This is a genomic window from Wolbachia endosymbiont (group A) of Campoletis raptor (genome assembly GCF_964026755.1).
Lineage (GTDB): Bacteria > Pseudomonadota > Alphaproteobacteria > Rickettsiales > Anaplasmataceae > Wolbachia > Wolbachia pipientis.
Map to the genome: position 1 here is coordinate 605,229 of NZ_OZ034695.1, position 26,340 is coordinate 631,568.

At 35.6% G+C, this 26,340-nt stretch carries 18 protein-coding genes and 3 pseudogenes; 12 read left to right on the top strand and 9 right to left on the bottom strand.

Annotated elements, in window-relative coordinates; all coding sequences use genetic code 11:
- The first annotated feature begins 25 nt into the window (after positions 1 to 25).
- From rpmB to AAGD74_RS03115, 4 genes are read left to right on the top strand one after another with little or no spacing between them, the layout of a single operon-like run.
- On the top strand, positions 26 to 340 hold the full coding sequence (gene rpmB / locus AAGD74_RS03100) for a 50S ribosomal protein L28 (RefSeq protein ID WP_006279619.1): 315 nt from the start codon (positions 26 to 28) through the stop codon (positions 338 to 340).
- Positions 333 to 1,196, top strand: a complete 864-nt coding sequence (gene lipA / locus AAGD74_RS03105; RefSeq protein ID WP_077188099.1) for a lipoyl synthase — start codon at positions 333 to 335, stop codon at positions 1,194 to 1,196. Before rpmB ends, lipA begins: the two co-directional genes overlap by 8 nt.
- Positions 1,197 to 1,249: 53 nt before the next feature.
- Positions 1,250 to 1,966: a bifunctional demethylmenaquinone methyltransferase/2-methoxy-6-polyprenyl-1,4-benzoquinol methylase UbiE gene (gene ubiE / locus AAGD74_RS03110; RefSeq protein ID WP_338482339.1), complete on the top strand. Its 717-nt coding sequence runs from the start codon at positions 1,250 to 1,252 to the stop codon at positions 1,964 to 1,966.
- Positions 1,963 to 3,078: an FtsW/RodA/SpoVE family cell cycle protein gene (locus AAGD74_RS03115; protein ID WP_338482340.1), complete on the top strand. Its 1,116-nt coding sequence runs from the start codon at positions 1,963 to 1,965 to the stop codon at positions 3,076 to 3,078. Before ubiE ends, AAGD74_RS03115 begins: the two co-directional genes overlap by 4 nt.
- A gap of 194 nt (positions 3,079 to 3,272) precedes the next feature.
- Here the strand turns inward: AAGD74_RS03115 and AAGD74_RS03120 are convergent, their stop codons facing one another.
- The 4 genes and pseudogenes from AAGD74_RS03120 to AAGD74_RS03135 all read right to left on the bottom strand — a co-directional run.
- Positions 3,273 to 4,013 carry an Rpn family recombination-promoting nuclease/putative transposase gene (locus AAGD74_RS03120; protein ID WP_341810743.1) on the bottom strand — a complete coding sequence of 247 codons (741 nt, stop codon included), beginning with the start codon at positions 4,011 to 4,013 and terminating at the stop codon, positions 3,273 to 3,275.
- Positions 4,010 to 5,557, bottom strand: coding sequence for a group II intron reverse transcriptase/maturase (ltrA, locus tag AAGD74_RS03125; protein ID WP_341810519.1), 1,548 nt, complete (start codon positions 5,555 to 5,557; stop codon positions 4,010 to 4,012). The genes AAGD74_RS03120 and ltrA overlap by 4 nt, the downstream gene beginning before the upstream one ends.
- Positions 5,558 to 5,565: 8 nt before the next feature.
- The gene (locus AAGD74_RS03130) at positions 5,566 to 5,832 is read right to left on the bottom strand and encodes a hypothetical protein (RefSeq protein ID WP_338482311.1); all 267 of its coding nucleotides are present in this window, start codon (positions 5,830 to 5,832) and stop codon (positions 5,566 to 5,568) included.
- Between the two features lie 350 nt (positions 5,833 to 6,182).
- Positions 6,183 to 6,365: pseudogene (locus tag AAGD74_RS03135) on the bottom strand (PD-(D/E)XK nuclease family transposase); the annotation flags it as partial.
- A 62-nt stretch (positions 6,366 to 6,427) separates the two neighbouring features.
- On the opposite strand from AAGD74_RS03135, the gene AAGD74_RS03140 reads away from it, so the two are divergent.
- The 7 genes from AAGD74_RS03140 to AAGD74_RS03170 all read left to right on the top strand — a co-directional run bounded on the left by AAGD74_RS03140 (position 6,428) and on the right by AAGD74_RS03170 (position 12,599).
- A complete protein-coding gene (locus tag AAGD74_RS03140; protein ID WP_338482342.1) occupies positions 6,428 to 6,793 on the top strand; it encodes a transposase in 366 nt (121 codons plus the stop codon).
- A 20-nt stretch (positions 6,794 to 6,813) separates the two neighbouring features.
- Positions 6,814 to 7,194, top strand: coding sequence for a transposase (locus AAGD74_RS03145; RefSeq protein ID WP_341810769.1), 381 nt, complete (start codon positions 6,814 to 6,816; stop codon positions 7,192 to 7,194).
- Between the two features lie 874 nt (positions 7,195 to 8,068).
- Positions 8,069 to 9,784 (top strand): ABC transporter ATP-binding protein, encoded by a 1,716-nt coding sequence (locus AAGD74_RS03150; protein WP_338482343.1) that lies wholly within the window; start codon positions 8,069 to 8,071, stop codon positions 9,782 to 9,784.
- Positions 9,785 to 9,979: 195 nt separating this feature from the next.
- On the top strand, positions 9,980 to 10,198 hold the full coding sequence (locus AAGD74_RS03155) for a hypothetical protein (protein ID WP_077188094.1): 219 nt from the start codon (positions 9,980 to 9,982) through the stop codon (positions 10,196 to 10,198).
- Positions 10,199 to 10,293: 95 nt separating this feature from the next.
- Positions 10,294 to 12,000 carry an arginine--tRNA ligase gene (gene argS / locus AAGD74_RS03160; protein ID WP_338482344.1) on the top strand — a complete coding sequence of 569 codons (1,707 nt, stop codon included), beginning with the start codon at positions 10,294 to 10,296 and terminating at the stop codon, positions 11,998 to 12,000.
- 94 nt (positions 12,001 to 12,094) lie between these two features.
- Positions 12,095 to 12,319 (top strand): hypothetical protein, encoded by a 225-nt coding sequence (locus AAGD74_RS03165; RefSeq protein WP_010962565.1) that lies wholly within the window; start codon positions 12,095 to 12,097, stop codon positions 12,317 to 12,319.
- On the top strand, positions 12,300 to 12,599 hold the full coding sequence (locus AAGD74_RS03170) for a type II toxin-antitoxin system RelE family toxin (protein ID WP_077188096.1): 300 nt from the start codon (positions 12,300 to 12,302) through the stop codon (positions 12,597 to 12,599). Before AAGD74_RS03165 ends, AAGD74_RS03170 begins: the two co-directional genes overlap by 20 nt.
- Before the next feature lie 541 nt (positions 12,600 to 13,140).
- Here AAGD74_RS03170 and AAGD74_RS03175 read toward each other — a convergent pair.
- From AAGD74_RS03175 to AAGD74_RS03185, 3 genes and pseudogenes are all read right to left on the bottom strand, one after another.
- A pseudogene (locus tag AAGD74_RS03175) lies at positions 13,141 to 13,560 on the bottom strand (IS5-like element ISWpi1 family transposase); the annotation flags it as partial.
- Positions 13,561 to 14,505, bottom strand: a pseudogene (locus AAGD74_RS03180) (IS481 family transposase); the annotation flags it as partial.
- A gap of 201 nt (positions 14,506 to 14,706) precedes the next feature.
- A complete protein-coding gene (locus AAGD74_RS03185; protein WP_341810531.1) occupies positions 14,707 to 15,375 on the bottom strand; it encodes a RadC family protein in 669 nt (222 codons plus the stop codon).
- A 424-nt stretch (positions 15,376 to 15,799) separates the two neighbouring features.
- Between AAGD74_RS03185 and AAGD74_RS03190 the strand changes: the two genes are divergently transcribed.
- A complete protein-coding gene (locus tag AAGD74_RS03190; RefSeq protein WP_265023375.1) occupies positions 15,800 to 16,705 on the top strand; it encodes an Rpn family recombination-promoting nuclease/putative transposase in 906 nt (301 codons plus the stop codon).
- A 197-nt stretch (positions 16,706 to 16,902) separates the two neighbouring features.
- On the opposite strand, the gene AAGD74_RS03195 is transcribed toward AAGD74_RS03190, so the two are convergent.
- Together AAGD74_RS03195 and AAGD74_RS03200 are read right to left on the bottom strand one after the other, a co-directional pair.
- Positions 16,903 to 18,285, bottom strand: coding sequence for an IS66-like element ISWen3 family transposase (locus AAGD74_RS03195; RefSeq protein WP_007548562.1), 1,383 nt, complete (start codon positions 18,283 to 18,285; stop codon positions 16,903 to 16,905).
- A 247-nt stretch (positions 18,286 to 18,532) separates the two neighbouring features.
- On the bottom strand, positions 18,533 to 26,323 hold the full coding sequence (locus tag AAGD74_RS03200; RefSeq protein ID WP_341810744.1) for an ankyrin repeat domain-containing protein: 7,791 nt from the start codon (positions 26,321 to 26,323) through the stop codon (positions 18,533 to 18,535).
- Positions 26,324 to 26,340: the final 17 nt, after the last annotated feature.

Genomic DNA, 26,340 nt, shown 5'->3' on the forward strand with positions numbered 1-26,340 from the left:
ACATAGAATAATTTGGTATATTGAAGTGAGTAGAGTTTGTGAATTAACAAATAGAAAAAAATCTTTTGGTAATAAGGTATCACATTCGAATCGTAAAACAAAGCGTACCTTTCTTTTAAATTTACATAAGGTTACGTTGACAAGTGATATATTAAATAAAAAGTTTAGATTTCGTGTGGCAACAAGAACTTTGAGAACTATAGATTACAAAGGTGATTTAGATGCTTTTTTGCTCAACACAAGAACGATTAAACTAAGTGAGAAAGCGCAGAAGATAAAAAGAAGGTTGAAAAAAGTTTTAGTAAAGCAAGAGGTAGAGTTAGCCGTTTCAGATGCATAACAAACCTCAATGGCTCAGAGCAAAAGCTCCGACCGGTGAAGTATTCAATGAGACCTTAAACATCGTTAAACTGCATAACTTGCATACAGTGTGCGAAGAGGCTGCATGTCCAAACATTGGTGAATGTTGGAATAAACGTCATGCTACTGTAATGATTCTCGGTTCTGTTTGCACTCGTGCTTGTGCATTTTGCAACGTTGCAACTGGCATTCCTGATAAACTAGATCCTCATGAACCAGAAAATTTAGCAAAAGCAATAAAAAAGTTAAACTTAAAGCATGTTGTTATTACTTCCGTTGATCGTGATGATTTGCCAGATGGTGGCGCAAATCAGTTTATACAGTGCATAGAAGAAATTAGAAAGATAACTTCAGAAACAACAATAGAGATTTTAACTCCTGATTTTTTAAATAAGAAAGGAGCATTTGAAGCAATCGCTGTTGCATCACCTGATGTCTATAACCACAATATTGAAACAGTGCCGAGATTGTATGCAAAAATAAGACCACGAGCTCGCTATTTTCATTCACTATATTTACTGAAGATGGTAAAGCAGATTAATCCCAAAGTTTTCACAAAGTCAGGGCTTATGGTCGGTCTTGGAGAAACAAAAGAGGAAATACTGCAGGTTATGGACGATTTGCGCAGTGCTGAGGTTGATTTTATTACAATTGGTCAATATCTACAACCAACTCCAAAACATGCAAAACTTGATAGGTATGTTACCCCAGAGGAATTTGAGCATTATAAATATATCGCTTACTCCAAAGGGTTCCTAGTGGTTGCATCAAGCCCACTAACTCGGTCATCATACCACGCTGAAGAAGATTTTAACAGGCTCAAGGCCTGTCGTTGACATTTGTGTTAATTCAAATTAATTTTTGCTAATTATAAAGGAGTTTTTACGTAATGTCTACTATAAAAATCGAGAAGAAATCACAATTAGTTAAAGAGGTATTCGATTCCGTGGCAAGTCGCTACGACACCATGAATGATATAATGAGCCTCGGAATGCACAGATTATGGAAAGATAAGATGGTAAATAGTGTGCATTTTACAAAAAACTCTCAGGTTTTAGATGTTGCTGGAGGAACTGGAGATATAGCAATAAGAGTAGTAAGAAAAGAGCCAAGTGCTAAGGTTACAGTATGCGATATAAATCAAAACATGCTAAACAGAGGACGTGATAAAGCTATAAATTCAAACCAAATTAATTTTGATTGGGTATGTGCAAGTGCAGAAAGTTTACCATTTGAAGGCTCCGAATTTGATTATTGCACAATAGCTTTTGGTATTCGAAATGTTTCTGACCGCAAGAAGGCTTTAAATGAGGCGCACAGGGTATTAAAACCACATGGGAAATTTATCTGCTTAGAATTTGCCCCTATGCACTATCAAAATGAGATATTTACCAAACTTTATGACTTATATTCATTTAAAGTAATTCCTAAAATTGGCAGCATAGTTGCTAAAGACAAGAGTTCTTATGAATATTTAGTGAAGAGCATTAGAGAGTTTCCAACTCAGGCTGATTTTAAAATGGAAATTGAAGAGGTAGGTTTTAAGAATGTTGAGTTTCATAATATGAGCTATGGAATAGTGGCATTACACATTGGAACAAAATGAATATTAAACTCTGGTATAGAACGCTGGATTATTATTTCATCCTTCCAGTGTTTTTTTTGCTCACTATAAGCTTCATTCTTGTTTATTCAGCAAGCCCTGTAATTGCGCAGCGTCTTTCTTTACCACAAGATTATTTTATACGGCGCCATACAATTTATATAGTCCTGTCACTAATTACCTTGGTGACATTTTCTTTTCTCAACACAAGAACTATACTTAACCTCTCATTCGCAGGTTTCGCTTTATTTACTATTCTAGTAGCAACTGCGATAATACTTGGTATAGAGGTAAAAGGTGCGAAACGATGGTTACATATTGTCAAAATTTCAGTTCAACCATCTGAGTTCGTAAGGCCATTTTTTTCTGTTGTTATAGCTAGTATCTTGGCCAGCGAAATGAAGTTTAAAATACACATATCAATCATAATATTTCTGTTAGTTTTTGTGTTGTTACTTTTGCAACCTGATTTCAGTATGTCTATGCTTTTAACATATTCTTTTATTGGTCAAATGTTTATTGCATGTATACCACTTTTATACTTTCTATGCATAATAGGAATGGCCACAACTGGAACTACAATAGCTTACTTATGCCTCCCACATATAAAGCAAAGGATTTACAATTTTGTCTTTTTTACGCAACGCGATAACTTTCAAGTCACAAAATCATTAGAAGCATTCAAAAGAGGTCAATTAACTGGAGTTGGACCTGGTGAAGGTAGCGTAAAAGCCTCTCTTCCTGATTGCCATACAGATTTTGTGTTTTCTGTTTTAGCAGAAGAATTTGGTTTGATTACGTGCTTAGCCACATTGATGTTATTTGGCATCATTTCCGCCCGCTTGCTTTACATTGCATATAGGGAAAATGAATTATTTAATCTGTTGGTGATTCTCGGTATCTCAATTCAATTCATCACACAATTCATAATAAACATAGGGGTAACATTGAGTGTTTTTCCAACCACCGGCATAACCCTGCCATTACTTAGCTATGGTGGTTCTTCTCTTTTATCTTCGAGCATCGCACTTGGCATAATGCTGTCTTTCAGTAGAAACCAAGCTATCGCATTAAAGTTTCGTGAGCGTGTTATGCTTGGAAGGTATATGGACTAAACTTGTACCGCTCACAACTATTATTGGTATCCCTCCAAAATGGGTATCTGTTCAGATGAGTGGCAAGAGATATTATGAAATCTGAAAGAGTTATGTGGAAATTTTTCAGAAAATATTCCACTGACATGCTGAACAACAAATACATCACTATGTCGTTTATCGCAAAAACTTATATTTTTCGTAACCATTCACACTTAATTCTGCAATTCTTTGATCTCACTCATAGAAAGACCAGTAGTTTGAGCTATAATATTAAAAGAAACACCTGCTTTAAGTAGATTCTTTGCGACTTCAATTTCCCTCTCTTTTCTACCTTCCTCTTTAGCAAGATCAAGTCTGTATTCAAGAATGGCTTCTTCTTTGCGCAGATCCATTATTCTTTCTTCATAAGCTATTAGATCTTTTTCATTCCAGTGAAACTTATCTAATTCATCATATGCTAGCTTTATTATTGGTGATTTTTCCGCAATTTTTCTGAGATCTTCGTCCGTTGTTTCATCTGCATATTTGAAAAAAAATAGCCAACGGTCTACTACACTTTCTAGTTGTTCTGCTCTACTCTTAGGAAATTTTGGCAGCTCTATGAAGATAAATTGAAAATCTTTTAAGTCATGTTCATTGGTTTTCTCATCTCTTATGGTATGGCTAGATATATAGTCAAGCTTATCAGGGAATAAGGTACAATTTGAAATCGCGATAAAGAAAATCTTCTTTAAATCAACGTATTTACCAGATTTATCAGCTTGTCTTGAGTAAGCCTTAGCAGCATAAAGTTGTGCGCGTTTTTCGAAGCCTTTATCACGAGTGAGCTGGTCAGGTAAGGAAGCAGTATTACTACTACCCCCTCCCTTAGAAACGCAGCATGCAGGTTTCCCAACACTACGCTTGAGCCCCTTATCTAAGTTCTTCTTTTCTAGAACCGGCTTGTCCTTCATGATTCCTCAGGAAACATCATTCTTAATGGTGACACCAACAGTAGAGAACCTTCTCTTGAGAAAGAGCTTGCTAACATTCTTGTTCGTTTCACTCTCTCATCAAAATACTTTTTCCATTTTAAGTCAAGGGGATTTGCATCCGCTCTGATTTTAACATGTCGTCTGATAGGTATATCAATCAGCTTAAGCAGTCTTAAATACCGTATCTCTTTTGGTTTGTTCTTGCATAGGGGTGCAGCAAAAACCCATTGGCGTTGACCCATTACTTTGAAGTAACGATTCTTTATCCAACGTAATCCTTTACGAGGATGTCTTTTCTTTGCCCATTTCCATAAACTATGCCAAATTTCATTGTCGATCTTTCTAAACGCTTTTTTAGCACACACATGGTGATAGTAATTTCCCCATCCTCTCAGTAGAGAGTCGAGTGACTTAATTACTATAGCCTGAGTGTTCGCTATATTTGCTTTTATCAATGTACGTGCTTTATTAAGAAGTCTTTTAATACTTTCTTTCGAAGGTTTAATAATTAACTTCTTATTATATCTACGTACATTACAACCAAGAAAGTCAAACCCTGTTGTGATAGATGTAATCTTTGTCTTCTCTTCTGACAGAATTAAACCTCGCTCATGAAGAAAAGATGATACTAAAGGCTTAACTTCCTTTTCCAGTACTTCATGTGTGAAACCTGAAATAATAAAGTCGTCTGCGTATCTGATTACATTCACTCCACTTCTGATTTTGTTTCTTTTTCTACTGCCGAGTTTACCAAATCGACTTTCCAATAACTTTTCAAGTCCGTTTAAGGCTAAATTGGCTAGTATTGGAGAAATTATACCACCTTGCGGGGTACCTGCAGTTGTGGGATACAGAGTTTTTGATTCTAGGAAGCCAGCTTTGAACCAACTATGCAGAATTTTTTTCTCCATAGGAATATGCTTCATAAGCCATTCATGATTAATGTTGTCAAAGCATCCTTTGATATCACCTTCAAGTATCCATTGTAGTTGATTACGACTTGCCAGTAACAAATGACAAGCTACTGTAGCATCTGCACAGGATCTTTTAGGTCTAAAGCCATAGGAGTGACGATCACTGATCGTTTCAGCTATCGGTTCCAGAGCAAACAGATATAATGCTTGCATGGCTCTATCTTTTATCGTGGGTATTCCAAGAGGTCTTCTTTTGCCATTAGATTTACTGATATAAATCCGTTTTAGCGGAGAAGGTTTATATCCTCTTTGCTTTAACTGCTTTATTCCTTGAAATTTAGCATTGCAAGTTGACCATAGTTGACGATCTACACCCGCTGTGTTTTTTCCTTGGTTTTCAGTTACTCTCTTAACAGCCAAAGCTTTTCCGCTAAAAGAGCGTGTGAGAAGATGTTGTAAAGTTTTTACCTTACCCCATCTTCCTTCTTGGACAGCCTTAACAATACGTCTTTGTAGCCTCACAATAACTTTCTGGCATTTCTTCCATGGCAACTGCTTCCATGCTTCAAAGCTTTTGGTAGATGCACTTACAGGTTTACTTGTAATCATCTGCTTTCCTACCTTAAGTGGTTAACAAAGTTTCTTGTCACGAGGGACCAAACGGAAGTCTGCTCGTTTTCACGCGAATTAATGTTACAAATTCTATCCATTTCGTTACAAAATGGCATTCGCTTTCTCCATTCTCCTTTACCTGCACTTCCATCAGCATTCCTTGCGGTTTGCTTGCCATGTAGGCGAAAATACAGGCTTACCCTGTTTCTCCAGTCATACAATAGTGGGTTAGGTGGCTTCTCTATACCGGTGGAGTTATTATTTGCGTACATCTAGAAATGAAAAATGTCACATTACCTTTTGGTCAGAGCTTATCAGCATCTTTAGCTCTTTCATCGTATCGGTACTTATAAAGCTTCACTTACGTTCACCATACCACTAGCCTAGCCCTCCAACCACATGATGCTTGCAGTTTATGCCCCTCTCACGATTGAGCATCTTCTTTTTCAAGAGGAGGTTCATTGTCCGCATCGCTTGGCACCAACCGGTTGCCCGATTCGCACTGATGCGTAGACTCAGACGGCAAAACATCTGGTTTAATAAGTTTTAGAATCCTTTCAGTTTCTTTCTGAATGAATTCCTCTCCTTTTAAACAATATGACCGAAGACTTTCAGGTCGCACCATCTCAATTATATACCTGTTCCCACTAGAATCCCTGCAAAGAACATCAACAATGCTTTGTTTATCAGAAGCAATTTCAGGGTCCATAATGGTGCTTAAGAATTCTACTTCTTGTATAGTGTTGACTTCAGTACATCCTAAAATATCGTTCAAAAAATGAATAAGAATATTCTTATTTCTCTCAGAGGCTGTCTTGAAAGAAAGAAAAGGGTATGATAAGGTAAGTTAAAAAATAGGAGGTAAAATTGTATCCAAGCGATATAAGTGATAAGGGATGGGAAATTTTGGAGCCACATGTTGCACAAGGAGCAATAGGGAGGCCAAGGAAGCATAACATCAGAGCAATTATTAATGCAATAAGGTATATAATGAGAGGTGGCTGTCAATGGAGAATGCTGCCAAAAGACTTTCCGCCGTGGAAAACAGTTTATGATCATTATTTTAGGTGGAGTAAAAACGGAAAATTGCAGGAAATACATGACACTTTGGTGAAAAAGGTAAGAGAAATGGTTGGTAAAAATAATACACCATCGGTTGGAATAATAGACAGTCAGTCAGTAAAAACGACTCAAAAAGGGGATCCAGAGGTTACGATGCTGGCAAGAAAATAAAAGGCCGTAAACGTCATATTATTGTAGATACACAGGGTCTTATCATTACCGCTGATGTACATAGTGCAAGCGTTCAAGATCGTGACGGAGCTTTGGGTCTTTTTGTTCAAGCGAAAAAGAAAATACCAACATTACAGAAGTTTTTTGCTGATCAAGGATATACGGGTGCTCTGCAAAATCACTGTTTTCTGAAAACGGGATGTCTACTCACAATTGCCAAAAAAGCTAGTGATGCTGTAGGGTTTCAGGTCATTCCTAAGCGATGGATTGTTGAACGGACGTTTGCTTGGCTCTCCAATTTTAGGCGTATGAGTAAGGATTATGAACACTCTCCTCTCACCTCCAAGATTAATATTCTCTTTGATATGGTTACTCTTATGCTTAATAAATTAGCTACTTAAATGTTTTCAAGACAGGCTCTCAGTACCAAATATTTTTTTAAATGTTAGGTCCAATTTTGGATCGAGAAATTTAGAAAGAGCCATAGTAAAAATACTGAGAAAAGATTAATAATTATACACTATTATTAACAACTATTCAACCATATTTTTAAGTATAGCTATACCGCCGTGGCGCTAACACGTAGCGGGATGACGAGGTTATCGTCATACCACCGCAAACCGTCATACCGCCGCGGCGCTAACAAGAGATCCCGCTAACACGTAGCGGGATGACGGTTGTCGTTTAGCCATAAACATTAAGAAATTTACCAAACGAAAAAAAAGGCAAAAGAAGCCCCATGGTGGTTGGCTATTTACTATGTACTAAAATATCGGCGTTTTTTTTATTCTAAAACGCTTGATTAAGAGCGATTTAGCTGCTTTTAAATGCAACTCACCTTAGTTTAAATGTTTAAGAAATTTACTAAGCAGAAAAAAAGGCAAAAGAAACCCCGTGTTAGCTAGTTGTCACTCTCTAATCCTGGAAATTGGCGTACTATACTGTCTTAAACGACTTATAAGCGCGTTTCAGCTTATATAGGTAAAAACCTAGAAATGTTGTGAAGACATAAGGTGCACATAGTGCAAAAAATTAAAAATAAGACGCCAACTACGTTGTTTTCTTGCTGTTTAATCCGCACAGATGAAGATAACTGAATACCTTCAATACCATGATAAGAGGACTGGCGGAGTTTGTCAAGCAAGTTTTTCGTTTCTGCGGGCTACTACCCTTTCTTGGTGGACTATAACAGCTGCAGAACCTAAATTGCTTCATACTACACCTTTCCCCTGAAACTAAAATCTATATACTTAACTTTAGAAACTTTAAAATAAGATGCGATCTAATATTAGGCAGTTATTTTACTATATAAAGCCTAATCTATCCTATTTTGTCATAGCTTTTATTGCAGTTTTATTTTCAGCCTTAACGATCCTCCTCTTTGGCAGAGGCTTAAGCAATATAATTGATTCTGGCACAGAGCACGATTTTACTACCAAACTATTAGTTGCAATACTTATAGTTTTAGCCATTTCTCTCACTGCATTTACTCGGTTATATTTCATTGGCATTGGCAGCGAGAAAGTTATCGCAAGAATCAGATATGACTTATATAGCAGTATCACTAACTTGCAACCAAGTTTCTTTGAGAACACAGGCGTACAAGATGTTATCTCAGCGTTAATTACTGATACCTCTGTGCTGCAATCAATAATAAACAGCAGCTTACTAACCATATTACGAAATTTTGTGATTCTGATTGGCAGTGTTGCTATGTTATTATATACAAATATACAACTAACTGCGTATGCAGCCGCAATAATACCTATACTACTCATTATCATGACCTCACTTGGAAAAAAAGTGCGTAGCTATGCACGCTTTGCTCAGGATAAATTAAGTGAGCTTGCGTCATTTAGTGAGGAAAATTTTAGATCTATAGTGACTATCAAATCGTTTGTACTCGAGGAAAACGAAAAAATCCGTTTTAAGGAACATTTAAACTCAGTATCAAAATCATACGTAAAATTAGTACTCTTGCGTGCTATTTTAGTAACTCTAGTTATCACGTGTGTGATAGGTTCACTAGTTGTTTTGCTCTTTTTTGGTATTAAAGAAGTCTTAAGCAATAATATAACTATTGGAGAACTCTCCTCATTTGTGTTTTATTCAGCGCTCGCAGCAGGAGCTATAAATAATTTGAGTGATAATATCAGTGATTTACAACGAGGTCTTGGAATAGTAGAGCGTTTATTTGAATTTAAAAATATGAAAAGCTCTATAGCAGATCCCGATGATCCTATAAAAATTTGTAGTGTTCAAAAAGGAATTTCGTTTAATGGTGTAACATTTTTTTATGAATCTCAGTCTGATAAGCCAGCGTTAAATAACGTATCATTTTCTATAGAGGCAGGTCAAGCAGTATCAATTGTTGGACCATCTGGCAGTGGTAAAAGCACCATTTTAAAGCTTCTGCTCCGTTTTCATGATCCAAACAAAGGTAGCATTACTATCGATGGGCACAACATTAAGTCAATTGCGCTAAATGACCTCAGATCGTTGTTTGGCTTAGTGCCACAAGATCACATGATATTCTCTTGCTCAATAATGGAAAATATACTATATGGCAAACCAGGTGCCGAATATGAGGAAGTGAAGCAAGCAGCCATCAGCGCTTATGCGATGGAATTTATTGATAAGCTGCCTGATAAATTTGATACATTTGTAGGAAAAAGAGGATTAAAACTTTCTGAAGGACAAAAACAACGTATTGTAATAGCAAGAGCCATACTCAAAAACCCTCAGGTTTTAATACTGGATGAAGCAACCTCTGCCCTTGATTACAAAAGTGAGAACCTCGTGCAAAAAGCATTGAGCAAGTTAATGCAAAACAGAACAACAATCGTAATTACACACAGGCTATCAACCGCACTCAAGACTGACAAGATTATAGTAATTAATCATGGAAAAGTAGAAGAAGTAGGCACTCATGACTCTCTAATAAGTAAAGACGGGCTATATGCAAAACTGGCGAAGATACAGTGGAATTGAAAGAAAATTTAAATCATACCGTTAGTTGATATGCTAGATTTATAATTAAAATTATTAAATTTTTAATTTTATTATTTTATAATGGTTCCATAGTTATCCGGAAATTTCGTGATCTGTAGTTTCTTTCATTCACGTTATATTCATAGCTTGTTCTATCTTAATGTAATTCCAATTTTGACTGTATAGGAGGTCTCTATGTTAAAACATAACTATAGTGATAAAATCAATAATCGCTATTCATATACTAACAAATTTTCTTATAGTGATGAGGGTGTAGACGAGACGATCAAGGATAAAATCACAACTGAAGATCAGGTAGTAACTGATGATGTTAAAGAACCTGATGCTGGTAATGATGGTTACAGTGAAGGTATGGCTTTCTCTTACCATGGTTACGGCAACGACTTAATATAAACTCTGATCCAGGAAGATAAAATAGTTAAGATAAACCTTCAACTAGCCCCACTTATTCGCTATATTGTTGGAGGTTTTCATAGTTTTTCTAGTTGATGAACATTTTCAAAAGGGCTTCTTCCTTAATTTTGAGTAAATTAAACGAGTTGAAGCAAAGGGGTATTATAAATACAGATACAACAAACTTTATCGTAGAACCCCCAAGTAACAGAGCACATGGAGACATTTACACAAACGTTGCTATGGTGCTCGCAAAGCATGAAAAGAAGAATCCCATTGAAATTGCAGAGGTTTTAGCCAAAGAATTTGAACTTTTTGATGAAGTTGCAAAAGTGGAAATAGCGGGCCCTGGTTTCATCAACATACACTTAAAAATAAAAGTATGGCATGGGATTTTAAAACAAATAAATGAGCTAAAAACAGAGTTTGGCACCCTAGATATAGGGAACAATCAGGCCATTAATGTTGAATTTGTATCTGCAAATCCAACTGGTCCACTGCATATTGGTCATGCAAGAGGGGCAGTATTTGGTGACGTTCTGGCAAATTTATTGAAAAAAGTTGGTTATAAAGTTACTAAGGAATACTATATTAACGATGCTGGAGCGCAGATAGATACACTAATAAAGTCAGTGTATCTTCGATATAAAGAAGCTCTGGGAGAGAAGGTTAGCATCGAAAAAGGTTTATACCCAGGTGAATATTTGAAACCGATAGGGGAGGAGTTGGCTAAAAAATATGGCAAGGAGCTTCTAAAAAAGCAAGATAATCAGATAATTAGAGACTATACTTTAAGTTCTATCTTAGAACTCATAAAGGAAGACATGAACTTACTTGGAGTAAATCATGATGTTTTTACTTCAGAGTATGAGCTACAAAAAAGTGGCAAAATCGAAGAGAGTATAAAGATATTGTCTGACAAGGGTCTAGTGTATGAAGGGTACCTGGAGAAACCAAAAGGCAAAGAAAGCGAAAATTGGACTTCCAGAAAAGAGATGCTATTTCGCTCTACAAAATTTGGTGATGACGTTGACCGTGCATTGAAGAAAGAGGACGGCAGTTGGACTTATTTTGCCTCGGATATCGCTTACCATTTTGATAAGATATCACGTGGTTTTAACAATATGATCGTAGAGCTTGGTAGTGACCACGGCGGTTATGTCAAAAGACTTAAAGCAGTCGTCTCTGCGCTCAGTGATGATCAAGCAAAAATAGAGGTAAAACTGCATAATATTGTGAATTTTTTCGAGAACGGCAAACCTGTTAAGATGTCCAAAAGATCAGGAAACTTCCTAACAGCAAGAGATGTAGTGGAAGAAGTTGGCAGGGACATAACTCGTTTTATAATGCTAACACGCAAGAATGATATGGTCTTGGACTTTGATTTTGCTAAAGTTAAAGAACAGTCAAAAGACAACCCTATTTTTTACGTGCAATATGCGCATGCTCGTGCTCATTCGTTAATGCGTAATGCTCCAAAAGAGCTCCCAACAGCAGATCCTTCACTTTTAAGGACAGGTGGAGAGCTCTTCCTCATAAAAACCTTAGCAAAGTGGCCAGATGTGGTAGAAATTGCAGCAAGGCTTTGTGAGCCACACAGAATTACTTTCTACTTACTTGAAGTTGCAGAAGCGTTTCACGTTTTATGGGGGTATGGCAAGAGTGATTTAAACATGCGTTTCATACTGGAAGACAACTTAAACCTCACCGCTGCAAGAATGTTTCTCGTGCAGGCCTTAGCACACGTCATCGCTTCTGGACTTTCTATCTTCAATATAGAGCCTTTGGAAGAGATGAGTTGATTTTTTTATGCAAGATTGTTTTTTCAACGAATAGAGAAGTTGACAAAATTAAGTAAAAATGTTATAGTTTATAGTAGTATTTTCTGGTTAATATATGGCTCACAGTCAAAAAAAGCTCAATGTTAATGTAAGTTTTGACAGTAAATTGGCTCAGTATCTTACAGAAATGGCAGAGACTCAAAATAAAACTATTCCTGAAGTTTTAGTAGATTTAGTGGAAGAAGAGTTCGAAGAAGATGTAGAGCTATCCAAAATAGCTGACGATCGCCTCTCTGAAGGTGAAGAAGAAGTAGAGGATGATGAAAACATCTGGAAATAAAACTTACACTATAAAATTCTTAAAAAATGTTATTGAAAAAGAAATTCCAGCTCTTCCGGCAAAGATTAAATTAATGGTTCAGGAGGCCATAAAGAAACGCCTTACAGTTGATCCTTTTAATCTAGGAAAGCCTTTATGTCATAGCTTTAGAGGGCAATATAGGATAAGGGTTAGCAACTACTGTATAATTTACAGCATAAATCATTCAGAGCGCAGAGTACTTATTACTGCAGTGGGGCATAGAAAAAACATTTACAAACACAGGAGATTACACAATTAAAAATATAAGAAGACAACTTAAACCTTACCGCTGCAACTTGTCCAAGCCTTAGCACACGTCATTGCTTCTGGACTTTCTATCTTTAATATAGAGCCGTTAGAAGAAATGAGTTGATTTTTTTTTGTTACAATATGTAATGATCAAAATATTATTCAAAGTAGGGTAAAGTTATGACAATCAGTTTTAGGGAGTATTCAACTGTATTCACTGAAGTTGCGGAACAGACAGATTTAAATGGAAATAACATAATTGAAAGAATAAAAGGGCATTAGCATAGATCCCGCTAACAAGCAGCGGGATGACGGTTGTCAGGGTGTCAGGCTAGTACCTTCTCTTGTCATCCCAGTGCCCAGACACTGGGATCCAGAAAAGTTTGCTTGTTCACAAGCAAACTAGCATGGAAAGTGGTTACAACATTTTCGATGAGATTATATGGAAAACTGTATTCCAGTGTCAAGCACTGGAATACATCACAGGGGCACTGGAATGACACCCTTTACGGGCTCTTAAATTGTAAGAGGTTGTCCGGAAACAAGTAAATTCAAGCATATTCCCTCTTTAACATAACCCTACTCATAGCTAGGTATATGAAATTCTCAGTGGATGTTGTGAGTAAATCATACTCCTTCGATAGCCTTCTATTCCTATTAACCCAAGCAAAAGTCCTTTCTACAACCCATCTTCTTGGCTGTACTTTAAACCCTTGTTCTCTTGTTGGTAGTAGCTCAGGTGGCGTATCTTTGTGCACCCAAAATCTACATGGAGGCCTTGTAACAATTTCAATATCTATGTCATATTCTTCCTTTATGTGATTCTTTAAATTTCTTCCTTGGTATCCCATGTCAGCCCACATTTTTTTAACTTTAGTATATTTTGTTCTCATATTGTTTAATGCTATTTTAATACCATCTCTATCATTTTCGTTAGCAGCGCCTACGTAACAACCTAGTATAAAACCCTTGTATGGTCCCAGAGTGTGATGGTGTGGATTTAGTATAAATAATTCTGGAGACTGTGTCCACTGATAACATATAAATTCATAAGGAGTAAGACCCTTAAGAGTTTTGAGTCTCTTTGCATAATTATAAGCCATAACAAAGTTATAAAGGTGTTCTTTAAGTTGCTGGTGCGATTGATAGTAATACTTCTTAACTGTAGCATCCTTTAAAGTTTTATTCATACGCTCGACTTGCCCATTCGTCCAAGGATGGCTAACTTTTGTCAAACGATGTTCAATAACATTCTCTTCGCAAACTCTATCAAATATATGTTGGAAAGCATACTTATGACGCTTCTGGTTTGTAAATTGTATACCGTTATCTGTCAAAATAGTATGGATTTTATACGGTAAAATTCTAATCAAATTACGTAAGAACTCAGCAGCTATGGGTTTTGTAGCACTGTTACACAACTCAACATAGGTAAATTTGGATGTCCTATCAATAGCAACAAACAAATGTAATTTGCCCTCCTCAGTTCTAACTTCAGCAATATCAATATGAAAGTAACCGATAGGATATTGTTTGAATTTCTTTTTTGACTTAACTTCTCCATCAACAGTTGGTAATCTGCTAATGTTGTGTCTTTGTAAACAACGATGCAAGCTAGAGCGAGTCAAATGCGGAATTGTAGACTGCAGAGCGTAAAGGCAATCATCTAGTGGCAGTAGTGTATACTTGCGAAATGTAACTATTATAGCTTCCTCTTCTAGCGTTAAAACAGTTGATCTTGGATGCTTTGGACCCATATCAGCATCTTTCGTAAATGAACGTTTTCTCCACTTAATAATAGTTTTTGGATTAAGGTTATAATGCTTGGAGAGTTTTGCTATGCTCTCTTTTCTATTTTGTATTGCTCTACGAATCGTCTGTGTTGTTTTGGCGCACCCATGTAATATCTGTCCCATAATGACTCCTTAAATGATGATGATAGTATACCATCACTCTCTGGGACCATACATCTTAGATCCAGGTGCTCATTAACTTTTTTATCGTAAATGCTCAAATTAAAAATTATTGATATTCTTGCTTTTTTTAATCTCTAATCCAGAATTCGGGTTAGCAGTGGTAGCCAAACTTCCCAAACCTGAAAAATTTGGCATCCATCTTTATAACAGCTCTCTTTCCTTAAAGCTGCAATATCCTTTGTCCGTCACAATAATGTGATCCTCTAGCTCAATTCCCACCCCTTGACATGCTGACACTAATTCTCTAGTCATAACTTTATCATCTTCTGATGGTTCTAAACTCCCTCCTGGATGGTTGTGAGCTAATATTATCGATGCTGCCTCCATTGATAATGCCTTTTTTACCACTTTCCTTTCAGATAGGTGCACCTCATCTATTGTACCAAAATACACTTCGTCTCTTATCAAACGGTACTGTGTATCCAAATATATTATCTGGACAGCTTCTTTTGCTGAAAAGCCTATACTTACCCTTACATATTCTATGAGCTTTTCTTGGCTATCCATTACAGGGCCTCTCTTTAACCCTTCTCTTAGTGCCCTCTTGTAGGCTTCTTTAACACATTCAATTGCTGCGGCTGCATGTTCAGTCATTCCGTCTATCATTTTCAGGTCATCGATTTCTCGCCCTAAAATTTCTCCTATTCCTGGGCAATTATCCATTAAAGTTTTAGTAACATTTTGTGCTTGCTTTCTGTCATGAACTGCTCCTAGAAGCACTGCCACTATTTCGCGATCAAATAGAGCACTTCCTCCTCCGCTTTGTAGTACTCTCTCTATTTCTTCTGTAAGTTTTTCACTATTATTCATAAAATATACTCCTCGTTAATAACAAATTGTTTTTAATTATTTACTGCTGTTTTTTATCAGCATTGGCATAAAGCCATAGCTTTCGAGTGAAGTCAAATCAATTTTTCAATCTTTTTTACTTGTTTTTTCATCAAGAAGTAAAGATATTAATAGATATTTTAATCAGACTGATTTTTTATGTAAAAAGTTTTTACTATTTTGAAAAATAGAATTGTATCGAGAGAGCGTATCTCTATAGCATCTAGGCTTTTAAGGTGCTTTATAGAAGAGTTGGTAAAAAAAACGTTAAAGTACAAAATGCTATTCTATGGTTATCTATGAAGGCTGTTTTTTTACCAACATATTCAGAACTTAGAAAAACAAAAGAGTTGAATATTTCTTCAGGATTGTGTATAACTGTTAACGTCCTATAGGTTTACTTATTATGGCTCTTTCTAAGTTTCTCGATCCAAAAAATGATATATCGTTCAAGCGCATCTTTGGTACTGAAAAGAATAAAGACATCCTCATTCACTTCATTAATGATATTCTTGGCTTCACTGGCAAAAGTACAATAAAGGATATAGAGTTCTTAAGTACTATTCAAGACCCTGATATTGCTTCTAAAAAGCAGAGCATTGTTGATGTTCTTTGTAGAGATGAAAATGGGCTGCAGGTGATAGTTGAAATGCAGGTCGCTAAAACCAAAGGCTTCGAAAAACGTGCCCAATACTATGCTGCTAAAGCTTACTCAAGACAAGCTGATAAAGGTGATCAATACCAAGACCTTAAGGAAATTATCTTTATTGCTATAGCAGATTGTATACTGTTTCCGGATAAGGCTGAGTATAAATCAAAGCATACTATTCGGGATGAAGAGACTAATGAGCATGATCTAAAAGATTTTTATTTTATATTTATTGAATTGCCAAAATTTCCAAAAACCAAAGAGGATCAGCTTTCAAGTATAGTCGAGAAATGGGTTTACTTCTTCAAATATGCAGATGAGACTAGTGAAGAAGAGCTGGAAAAAATAATAGGTAGTGATCTAATAATTAAAAAGGCCTATGAAGAGCTAAATAGATTCAACTGGTCAGAAAAAGAATTTATTGCTTATGAACAAGAAATAAAGCGTATTCTTGATGAACAGGCTGTCCTTGCTCAAAAACTTGATGATGCTAAACAAGAAGGCATCCAAATCGGCCATGAAAAAGGCAGAGTGGAAGGTCGCAAAGAAAGGGATATTGAAGTAGCCAAAAACTCACTCAAGGCCAGTGTCCCTATAGATGTTATAGCTCAAATTACCGGTCTCTCTCATTCTGAAATTTTACAACTCAGGGAAAAAACATAAATACTACAACTTATTCACTTCAACATTTATGAAAACCTTCTCTAAGTTAGACATATCCCCTAATTAAGAATCTAGTGAACTGTCTAAAATGGCTATAAAGATTGCACATAGAATTATATAAATTACTATCATAACATTACCCAAACTTCTATATCAAAGCTATGTGCTATAAGTTCGTATCCGTTCAGGAGAGTGGTTTAAGAAACAATAGATAGGAGATTTTGGAAAGGATTGAGACCCCTTTGTTTCCAAGTTAAGTATAATGAAATTATCCGCTCAAGGAATGTATTTCCCCGCTTTGATTGTGTAAAATATGAGTTTTTGCGATAAACGACATAATGCCGAATTTGCCGTTCAGCGTGGTTATTTGTCAGCGGAATATTTTCTGGGTCATCTAAAAATTTCCACATCATTCTTTCAGATCTCAGAACATTTTTTGCAACTCGAGAGGCTCCAATTGCTTCAGGTAAACGAGATATCTCCTTCAAGTAATACTTTGTACGTTTTCTTAATTTTCTGGCACGTCTGACAAACCTCAAAACATCTATCTCACTTTTTAGTAAAGCTTTTTTTAGTGCAAATAATTCAGTGGCCACGTTTCTCAAGTAACAACCCAGAACTTTAACTTCAATATTCCAACTATGTGCTAATCTTTCAAAATCTCTTGATAAATGTGCCCAACAGATTTGCCTGTTTTTATCGGCAAAATAATTGTATGCTGCATACCTGTCAGTTATTACCAAGCTATTGCGATTGCAGAATTTACTATTTTGTAAAACTTTCATTCCTCTTGACTCTGTAAATTTTACAAAACTTGCCGTATTGCTTGCAAACATCCAACACCAAGCGAGTTTACCTTTGTTATAATGGCTCGTTTCATCAATATGTAGAACTTTACTCCTACTTATCTCTTGTTCGATCTGCTCATACATTTTTTTGCATTTTGAAGCAACTCTATGTTCACTATTTGATATGCTACCGACGCTTATGTTCAAATTGAAGATATCATTTACGACACTCGCTATTTCGCGTTTTGAATTTTTGTAGAATCCGCTGAACGCTGCAATTATTGACTTAACCCTTGGACCAAATGTATCTGGCGTAACACCTTCCGGTAACTTGCTACTTCTTCTCTTTCCGCATCTCCGACAACGGCCATGTTCTAACTGATATTCCACTACATAAGGCTTGATTTCTGGAAGATCAACTTTCTGATGAATATATGGTTTTTCACATATTGCAATTTCTCCTCCGCATTCGCAAGTATTAGGCAACTCTATCTTTACTACTTTATCTGCATCCATGTTGGCGCGAAAACTTCCTTTATGACCAACCTGACCGCCAATATTCCTTTCGCTTTTCGGCTTATTCTTTTTTATTTTATACAACTCTTTGGAACTTGGTATTGATGAATTTTTTGAGCTTAAACCGAGTCTTTCTCTTAACTCAGCATTTTCTATCTTTAAAGCCTTATTTTCTGCTTTTAAACTTTCATTCTCTTTTTCCAATCTTTCTATTTTTGCTTCTAACCTTTCTATTTTTTGCTGTAAATTTTTGCAAAGTTCTAAAAGGTTTACCATATTATTTCACTTTTGCTCTATGATTATCTTTTTAGATCACCTTGTCTACCTTATTCTGCCACTCCGCTGAACGGATACATAAGTTCAATATGGAAAACACATTAACCACTTAGCATTTAATGTCTACTTCATCCATTTTAGTATTAGGACCATCAAACTTGGTCTGGTATCCCTAATTATTTTGGCTACCTTCACTTTAAATTTTCCACTACTTGGCATTTTATAGCTGCACCTCTTATATTATAACCTACCTATTGATATTACCTCCAAGATTGGTTACTCCCATCTCAGAAAGACAAGTTGATACTTCTGAATGGCTGTGAACTGAAGCATTACTTAAATAACTTTGAGGCTCTAAACTTATCTGCTGTTTTTTTGTACCATCAACTTCTAATCTACCATCTCTGTTGTGTAATATCTGCTCTATTGATTGATTTAGCAGACCCTTATTAAATTGAGCTATAAACTTTTCAAATTTCTTCGGACTTAATTTACCAGCTTCTTTACCAGAACATGCTTTCTCTACATATGAGTTGAAAATCCCCGAAATCTCATCAAATTTACCACTCATGATTTTTCCTGTAACTTCTTTCTGTATTTCCACAAAATCAATATTTAATCGATGCATTGACACACCACTTTTTAATCCAGCTTGCTCTACTACTTTCTCAAATCCCTTTGTAATATTGAGTGTATATTCCTGTGCCTCTAGTGGAGATATAGACTGATCTATTGTAGAAATATACTTTTGACCTGTAACCCTTCTAATCAATAAGTCAAATAAAGTTATTGTACCATTAAAGTCAACCTGTGATAGATAGTGATCTCCCATTTCTAATATTGTATTTCTATCCTTAGGCTTAAATTTAACAGGTGCTTGCCTTTCACACATTCGTTTTAGATTTGCATTTACATAATCGACGTTGTCTCGAAAGAAACCTCCATTTTCTTGTCTTTTATCTGTACCATCAGATGGTAGTGTGGTACCTGTGAAACTACTATTACTTATCGACGCTTTGGCAAATTGCCCATCAACTTGTGATAATGAACTTGCAGTCCCCTCAGATTTAGAACTCAATAATCTACCTACAGAGCTTTTCACCCGACTAAATAAATCATTTATCCATGAAGATGGTTTTGCGCCACTGCTTGTTGCTATCTGAGGTTGGTCTATAGCAAGGGGTTTGCGTGATAAGTTATGAGAATTGTGATCTCCATGGTGATGACGGCGTTTGCGTTCTCCTCTTCCTCCCCTGAGCTTTTTTTCTAAGTATTCCACAATATTATTGTGCCCCTTGTCTTTCGCAATATCTAGCGGTGTTTTACCGTAATTACCTTTAGCACCAAGATTAGCATGAGCATCGACAAGAACTTTTACTATATCAGGACTGTTGGTATCAGCACCATAATGTAAAGGTGTCCAATTGTCTTTGTCTTCAGCGTTAACATTTGCACCACGATTAAGAAGTAATTTGACTACATCTATCCTGTAGTTTTCAACCGCTCCATGCAATGGAGTTGCTTGATATTCTCCGTTTTTAGCTTCAATATTAGCACCGTTATCAAGAAGGAGTTTAACTAGGTTTAAATCACCGATTTCAGCAGCTGAATACAGTAGTGTATTACCGTTCTTGTCATTGGTATCAATGTTAGCACCCTGAGCAATAAGACCTTTAGCTTCATTAAAACCACCGCTTTCCACAATAGTCAACAATTTTCTATCTAATTGTACTTGCTTCAAAATTCCTGCTATATCTAGGTAACCTTTTCGAGTAGCCAAATCTAAAGATGTTTGGTTATAAATATCTCTAACTTCAATGTCAGCACCTCTGCCAAGAAGGAGTTCGACTGTATTTAATTTGTTTCCTTGTATAGCTACATGCAATGGTGTCCAACCATTATTGGTTATATTATTAATACCGCTAATATCCTTGTCTAAAAGAAACTTAACTATTTCAAGATTACTACTGTACTGGGCAGCTACATGTAATGGTGTATTACCATACACATCTTTAGCATTAATATTAGCATTGTTATTGAAGAGAAACTCAACTACACTAAGTTTATTACGAGAAGCAGCAAAGTGTAAAGGCGTCCAACCGTACATGTCTTTAGCATTAATATTAGCCTTCTGATTAATAAGATCTTTAACTTCATTAAGACCTGTATCTTGCACTGCAGCTAACAATTTTTTATCTAATTCCGTTTGCTTTAGAAACTCTGCTACACTTGTGTTATTCTCTTGAGCAGCTAAGTCTAAAGGTGTTTTACTATCCTTATCTTTAACACTGATATCAGCTCCTTTGTTCACAAGAAATTTTACCACATCTAAAGCATTGTAATATACAGCATAGTGCAGAGGTGTCCAATCACTACTGTCTTTAGTATTAACGATAGTTTCTTTATCTGAAAGAAATTGAAATATATCATTAAATAGACTCATATTACCATTGTAAACGGCATAGTGCACGGTAGTCCAGCTTGTTGAGAATTTATCTTTATCTGCAACGTCATCTTGATTTCTTTCAGCAGTTTTATCAAGGAAAAGATTAACTATATCCCACTTGCCATTTTTAGCAGCATATTGCAGCGGTGTATAACCGAACTTATCTTTTTCATTTATGAGAGACTTTAATCTTTCTCTTTGGCGAACTGCTTTTACTAGTTCATCAGGTTCTGAATACAAATTATCTTCAAAATTCATACTTTCAATTTTACCTATAAGAAACCTAATAGAACGCAATTTGCCTTCTTGAGCAGCAACATGAAAAAGTGTTTGGCCATCGTTATTTTTAGCTTCAATGTTAGCTTCGCACCCAGCCTTCTTTTGGCAAATCTCTGAAGCTTTATTAATCAGACCTTGTATTTCTGCTATATCAGACAAACTAAACCTGTCTAATCTCCGGATTATTATTGGTTCTAACCCTAAATCGAATTCCAATGTAGAAATCCTATAAGACTCAGAATTATTCCAATTTTTTACATTGATTACATGGTTAGATACTTCGTCGGAAAACACCAAATCTGTATTACTACTGGAAACCCTAATCTGATCTGGAGTAATATCTTTTAATATCACTACTCCTATGCGTTCTTCATCTTGCCCCACCGAAGTTAAAGTGCCATCTTGATTATGTGTGATACTGATAGACTTAGTGAAATCTATAACATATTCTTTTATAATTTTTTCATAATCATTCTTAAGTTTATCTTGATAGTCCATTATTCCATCAACCTCTTGCTGTAAACCTAAATATGAAAAAAAATTACCATTGTTCCACAGAAGAAAATTAACATCTCTCCATTTACTTTGGTCATTATAAAAATCTTCTACTCTAATAATAAAAGGAATCTCACCTTCTCTTGTTAATAAGAGATCATCTTCATCTTTATATTTCTCGATATCTTCAAGATTAGAATCAATCACTACATGATCACCTTCAAAATCCTTAGGCAACAAAAACATATTCTGAGTCTGTGTGGCATGGAAAAAGGGAGATAATTTGCCACTTTCTACGGAAGAGCCAGCACATGACATTGATTGTACATAAGGAATAAAGGTTTCTCCTTTACTGTTCATAACCATAAGGTGCCTATAGCTGTTACCCTTAAGATAATTTCTTACTTGAACATGAGTATTACTATAGTTTAAATGCAAGTTACACTGTTGAATTGAAAACTCCTCAGGAACTTCTGGCATAACCAACATATCTAATTTTTTATCATCTGAGTTATTATCAATAATAATCTCTCTTTTCTCTGTGTTGCTATCAATAACATACATATCACTTCCATTTCCACCTCCAGCAAACATACTCCTTTGGTCAAAATTTATTATATCTTCTCCTGAAGAACCAAATACCATATGTTGGAATGCGCTATTGCTTTGTAGTTTTGCTCTAACAACACCAAAGACTTTATAGTCCTTATTATTAATGAGTATTTCCTTGTAATGATTTTCTGCAGCATCAAAGCTATCAAGAGAATGTTCTGTATGTAACTCGAACGAGTTAATTTTTGTAATGGATGATTCTAGTTTCTCAATTTTAGGAATAATATTACTACCATTTTTATCTATCAGCATAAAATTAGGTTGATTACTGCCTTGCTTAATATAATTTTTAATATCAAGGGTATATTGATTACCTTGACCCAGCCCTATTTTTAAAGATAAAGTATTATTAGTCGAGAAATAAGATATTTCATCACAATCATCTAGCAGATTAGTTTCCGGAAAGATTACAGTTCCCGTTCCTTTTACATCAATTTCTGAATATAAATCTTTAGCCTCGTAATCTGTGGTTTTTATATAAAAGGTATAATCATTTTCTGCACCTGTAACTTTAGTGTATGGCGCAATAGCTACTTTTTTACAATTATCAACTGTATCCTTCTCATTTTTGCTCAAACCTCCACCACTATTTATAAAGACGTCACGATTATCGTTTCTAGTAAGGCGCCTAGAATTATATGTACATAAAACATTATCTGTCTTATTTTGCCTTCCAATATAGCTATACCTGAAAGCATCGACATTGCTATCAACATAATCATTGATCAATCGATGAAGATTTGTTGTTAACCTTAAAAGACCGGGAGCGTTAGGTCTAAAACGATAGTCAATTTTTGCTTGTACAAAGTCGTATTCTGTTGATTGACTTAGGTCAAGTATATTAGTAGCATTACTTCCACCAATAATTTTACCCGAAAAACCTCCAGGTTTCACAAGAATAAATTTGTTAACAGTATTATTACCACCAGTTATTCCTGTGTTTCCTCTAAAAATCAAGAAGTAGTTATTTAATGTATTACTTCCAACAATGGTACCTTCATCTATGCTTTCTAAATTATAAAGAATTATTGTACCATTTTGCATTCTTCTTCTATCAGCAATAACCATTGTATTTTCACAGTGATGCACAGCTGTTGGAACTGATTTTTTAATACCTTTTTCATAAATTTCGCTAGTGACTTGTGGTAAGCAAATCATCGTAGCATTTTGAATTGGGTCAGGTATAACACGTGAAAGGTTTGTTGTATCAGCATCTGTTCTATTCATTAGAATCTTTCCATACCCTGCATGAAGAGATGGCGTGTCGCTATCCACCCCAAAACCAACTCCACCATTAGGGCTATCACTTAAAGCTTTCCAGGCTCTTTTAGCTTGACTATTAACCATATTATTTCTGGCTGCAAGGTGTTCCAGATCATATGGCATAGATGAAAGTAAAAGCGTATGCAAAAAGATATCGAAATTCTCACCATGAGTTGTATCATACTTCTTTTCATACTCTATAATATTGCTAATACCACTATAAACTCCATGAGTTACCATGAGTCCAAATCCAACTCCAATACCAACTCCAGGCAGAATAGCTGCTGTAAGAGTAACACCAGAAACAAATGACACACCAGAAAAGGCTATAGAAGCTATATTATCCCTTATTTCTTTCTCTCCACATGGATTATCACTATTCTCCCTTTTTTTACAATCAATAAGATTATTTGCTGATATGCCTATATCAATAATATCAAATACACCAGCTGCAGCCCCTGCCACACCTTTTGCTACTGTACTTCCAAATTTTACTCCTGCAACTTGAACAGCAAATTTTGTCTGCCTACCTAAAGTACCTGGTATAATTCTTCCTACAACCCTTCCAGCTGATGTTACAACTTTTGGAGCAGTTTTAACCATCACATTCTCAATTGGTTGAGATACAAAAGACCATCCTATTCCGCCTAAATTTAATCCACAATCTGTTGCTGTTCCATCCTTGCAAGATACAATAGCACCATGAATTCCTCTTATTAATTGTATTCCACCTGCAGCATTCATTAATCCGCTTTTTAATTTCGGGTTTTTTGTTAAATCACTGTTTTGCTGTAAAACGTCACCATATAAATCCTTGATACGCCCATTCTGAATATAGCGCTCATACCCTTGGTCTCCAATCACCTTATCAACTAAATATTTATAGTCACCCTCAATATTTTTGTTTCCAATAAACTCTATTAGCTGAGCATTTTTCCCTTCATCTTGACTGCTTTTAACATAAGTTAGAAATTTTTCACTATCAATTATAATTTTGTCTACATTATTTTCATCTATATTTCCTTTACTGAATTTTTCTACATCACCCTTTGAAAACAAGCAGTTATTAATGCTTCTTCTACTTCTACCACCTTGCCCCACGCAAGTATTTGGATCAAATTTTTTTCTAGGTTGTTGCTGACTAAAACTAAAGATAGAGCTATGCACTACTTTAACAGAAGCAAACTCATCTTTGCTCATTAAGATAAGAGAATCTGCATTACTTACACTTTTATCAAACACAACGCCTATAAAATCCACTTCTTTTCCATCTGTAAGTGTTTTATAAGTTACACCCTTCGTATACTCATCAGCTATTTGTTTATTTGCCTCATCTTTTAACGCATCAGCTGTCTTACCTTCCCTTGGTCCTTTAAGTTCTAACCCTACTGGATCGTATTCTGTAGCACTGCTAGCTTGATCTGCAAACTTAATACCATGCACGACCATATCAATACGCTTTCCCCTGCCAGTTTGAAACTCTGTTAATACTAATGCTCTGTTTTCTTGTGACTCTCCTAACTTTATATCACTATAGTGGCTAAATGCTCCATGTAGCACTGCCTGAAAGTGTGCTTCCTTTTCAATCAGAGGTTTTAAAGGTAACACTCCTTTTCCAACTGCCCTTAATAATTCATTGTACCTATCTATCGATAAAGGCTGATCTGACGTAGAAGAACGTTGAGAGCCTAGAGCTTCATCAAATGTTCTTTTTAACTCATCGGGATAAGGAACATTCTCAAAATTACCTTTAAATTTATCAGTCTTTTTATTACTGTACTGTTCTAGAGAGATAGGCTCACCAACTTCCATACTAAAATATTCTTTAAAATCTGACTTTTGTTTTTTAATATTAAAATTAAGATTTAGTTCAACTATTTTTCTGTTTCCTATTTCTTGCTTAAGTTTGTCAAGAGGAATTCCTTTACTTACCACCTCAGCTCTTCCATCAGCTTCAACAATATTCATTACATAAGTTAACTTTTTACTGCCCTCTTCTGGAATGAATACCATTGTTACAACTGCATAACTTGGATCTGGATCAATTTCTTTTTTAGGAGCTGCTGTACGTGGAGGTTGCTTGCTAGGTCTAAGAGCTTCTGTAGGTATATTCTCATTTTTTAATACTTCTTTTATTTTTTCTTTTACTCCATCTTTTTCAACAATATCTTTTTTTATAATATTTTTTATTGTTTCTACGTTTTTTCCATTTTCTTCTTTAATTTTTCTTACAATATCCACAATCTCTGGATCTACCAAGCCTAGATCTACACTTTCAACTTCTTTCACTAGATTTCTTACTATTTTGCTTATTTCAGGCTTAGATATCTGATCACAAGCATCAAGAAGCAGATTACAAAACTTAGCATAAGTAACAACATTAGGAATAAAAATATATTTCTTAAATTGAACCTCCAAAGCTTTATCTAACAGTATTGACTGCCCTGACAAAAATCTACTAAAGTAGTGACTATCTCCCTTCTCTCCTGTACCAGGAAATGTATGATAGATACGTTCTATATTCTCTTGAATCTGTGTTTTTAATTGTTCTTGTGTAATCTCACCATTATTTTGCTTATCAATAGATTCCAGTATATTATTAAAGAGAGGAGTGATTTTTTGATCACGTGATTTAGTAGCGATATCTGAAATAGCAGATGGATAATCAAGACTTACGCCAACGCATAGAATATCATTTGCAGTAGTTAAAACTCTCATTACATTTGGTTGAAAACCTTTTGTGTAATCCTCAGCTTGCTTTAAAGCGACAGCTGGCGTAGTTTGACTTCCATCTTTTGTTTTACCTCCTTTCTCTAACTCTTTTAACTCTTCTTTAGTAGCAGCTTTCATCTCTATGATAATAGGAATAGCATCTAATGCTCGTTTTTCACCACGAGGCACTAGAACAATATCAGCATAACCTCTTCCTGCAAATTGCTCCAAGTAAACCCTCAGATTAT

Coding starts and splice junctions, on each gene's coding strand:
- argS (WP_338482344.1), top strand. CDS start 10,294: ATGAACATTTTCAAAAGGGCTTCTTCCTTAATTTTGAGTAAATTAAAC.
- AAGD74_RS03190 (WP_265023375.1), top strand. CDS start 15,800: ATGGCTCTTTCTAAGTTTCTCGATCCAAAAAATGATATATCGTTCAAG.
- AAGD74_RS03120 (WP_341810743.1), bottom strand. CDS start 4,013: ATGAAGGACAAGCCGGTTCTAGAAAAGAAGAACTTAGATAAGGGGCTC.
- ubiE (WP_338482339.1), top strand. CDS start 1,250: ATGTCTACTATAAAAATCGAGAAGAAATCACAATTAGTTAAAGAGGTA.
- AAGD74_RS03165 (WP_010962565.1), top strand. CDS start 12,095: ATGGCTCACAGTCAAAAAAAGCTCAATGTTAATGTAAGTTTTGACAGT.
- AAGD74_RS03170 (WP_077188096.1), top strand. CDS start 12,300: ATGAAAACATCTGGAAATAAAACTTACACTATAAAATTCTTAAAAAAT.
- lipA (WP_077188099.1), top strand. CDS start 333: ATGCATAACAAACCTCAATGGCTCAGAGCAAAAGCTCCGACCGGTGAA.
- ltrA (WP_341810519.1), bottom strand. CDS start 5,557: ATGATTACAAGTAAACCTGTAAGTGCATCTACCAAAAGCTTTGAAGCA.
- AAGD74_RS03155 (WP_077188094.1), top strand. CDS start 9,980: ATGTTAAAACATAACTATAGTGATAAAATCAATAATCGCTATTCATAT.
- AAGD74_RS03185 (WP_341810531.1), bottom strand. CDS start 15,375: ATGAATAATAGTGAAAAACTTACAGAAGAAATAGAGAGAGTACTACAA.
- AAGD74_RS03130 (WP_338482311.1), bottom strand. CDS start 5,832: ATGTACGCAAATAATAACTCCACCGGTATAGAGAAGCCACCTAACCCA.
- AAGD74_RS03150 (WP_338482343.1), top strand. CDS start 8,069: ATGCGATCTAATATTAGGCAGTTATTTTACTATATAAAGCCTAATCTA.
- AAGD74_RS03195 (WP_007548562.1), bottom strand. CDS start 18,285: ATGGTAAACCTTTTAGAACTTTGCAAAAATTTACAGCAAAAAATAGAA.
- AAGD74_RS03115 (WP_338482340.1), top strand. CDS start 1,963: ATGAATATTAAACTCTGGTATAGAACGCTGGATTATTATTTCATCCTT.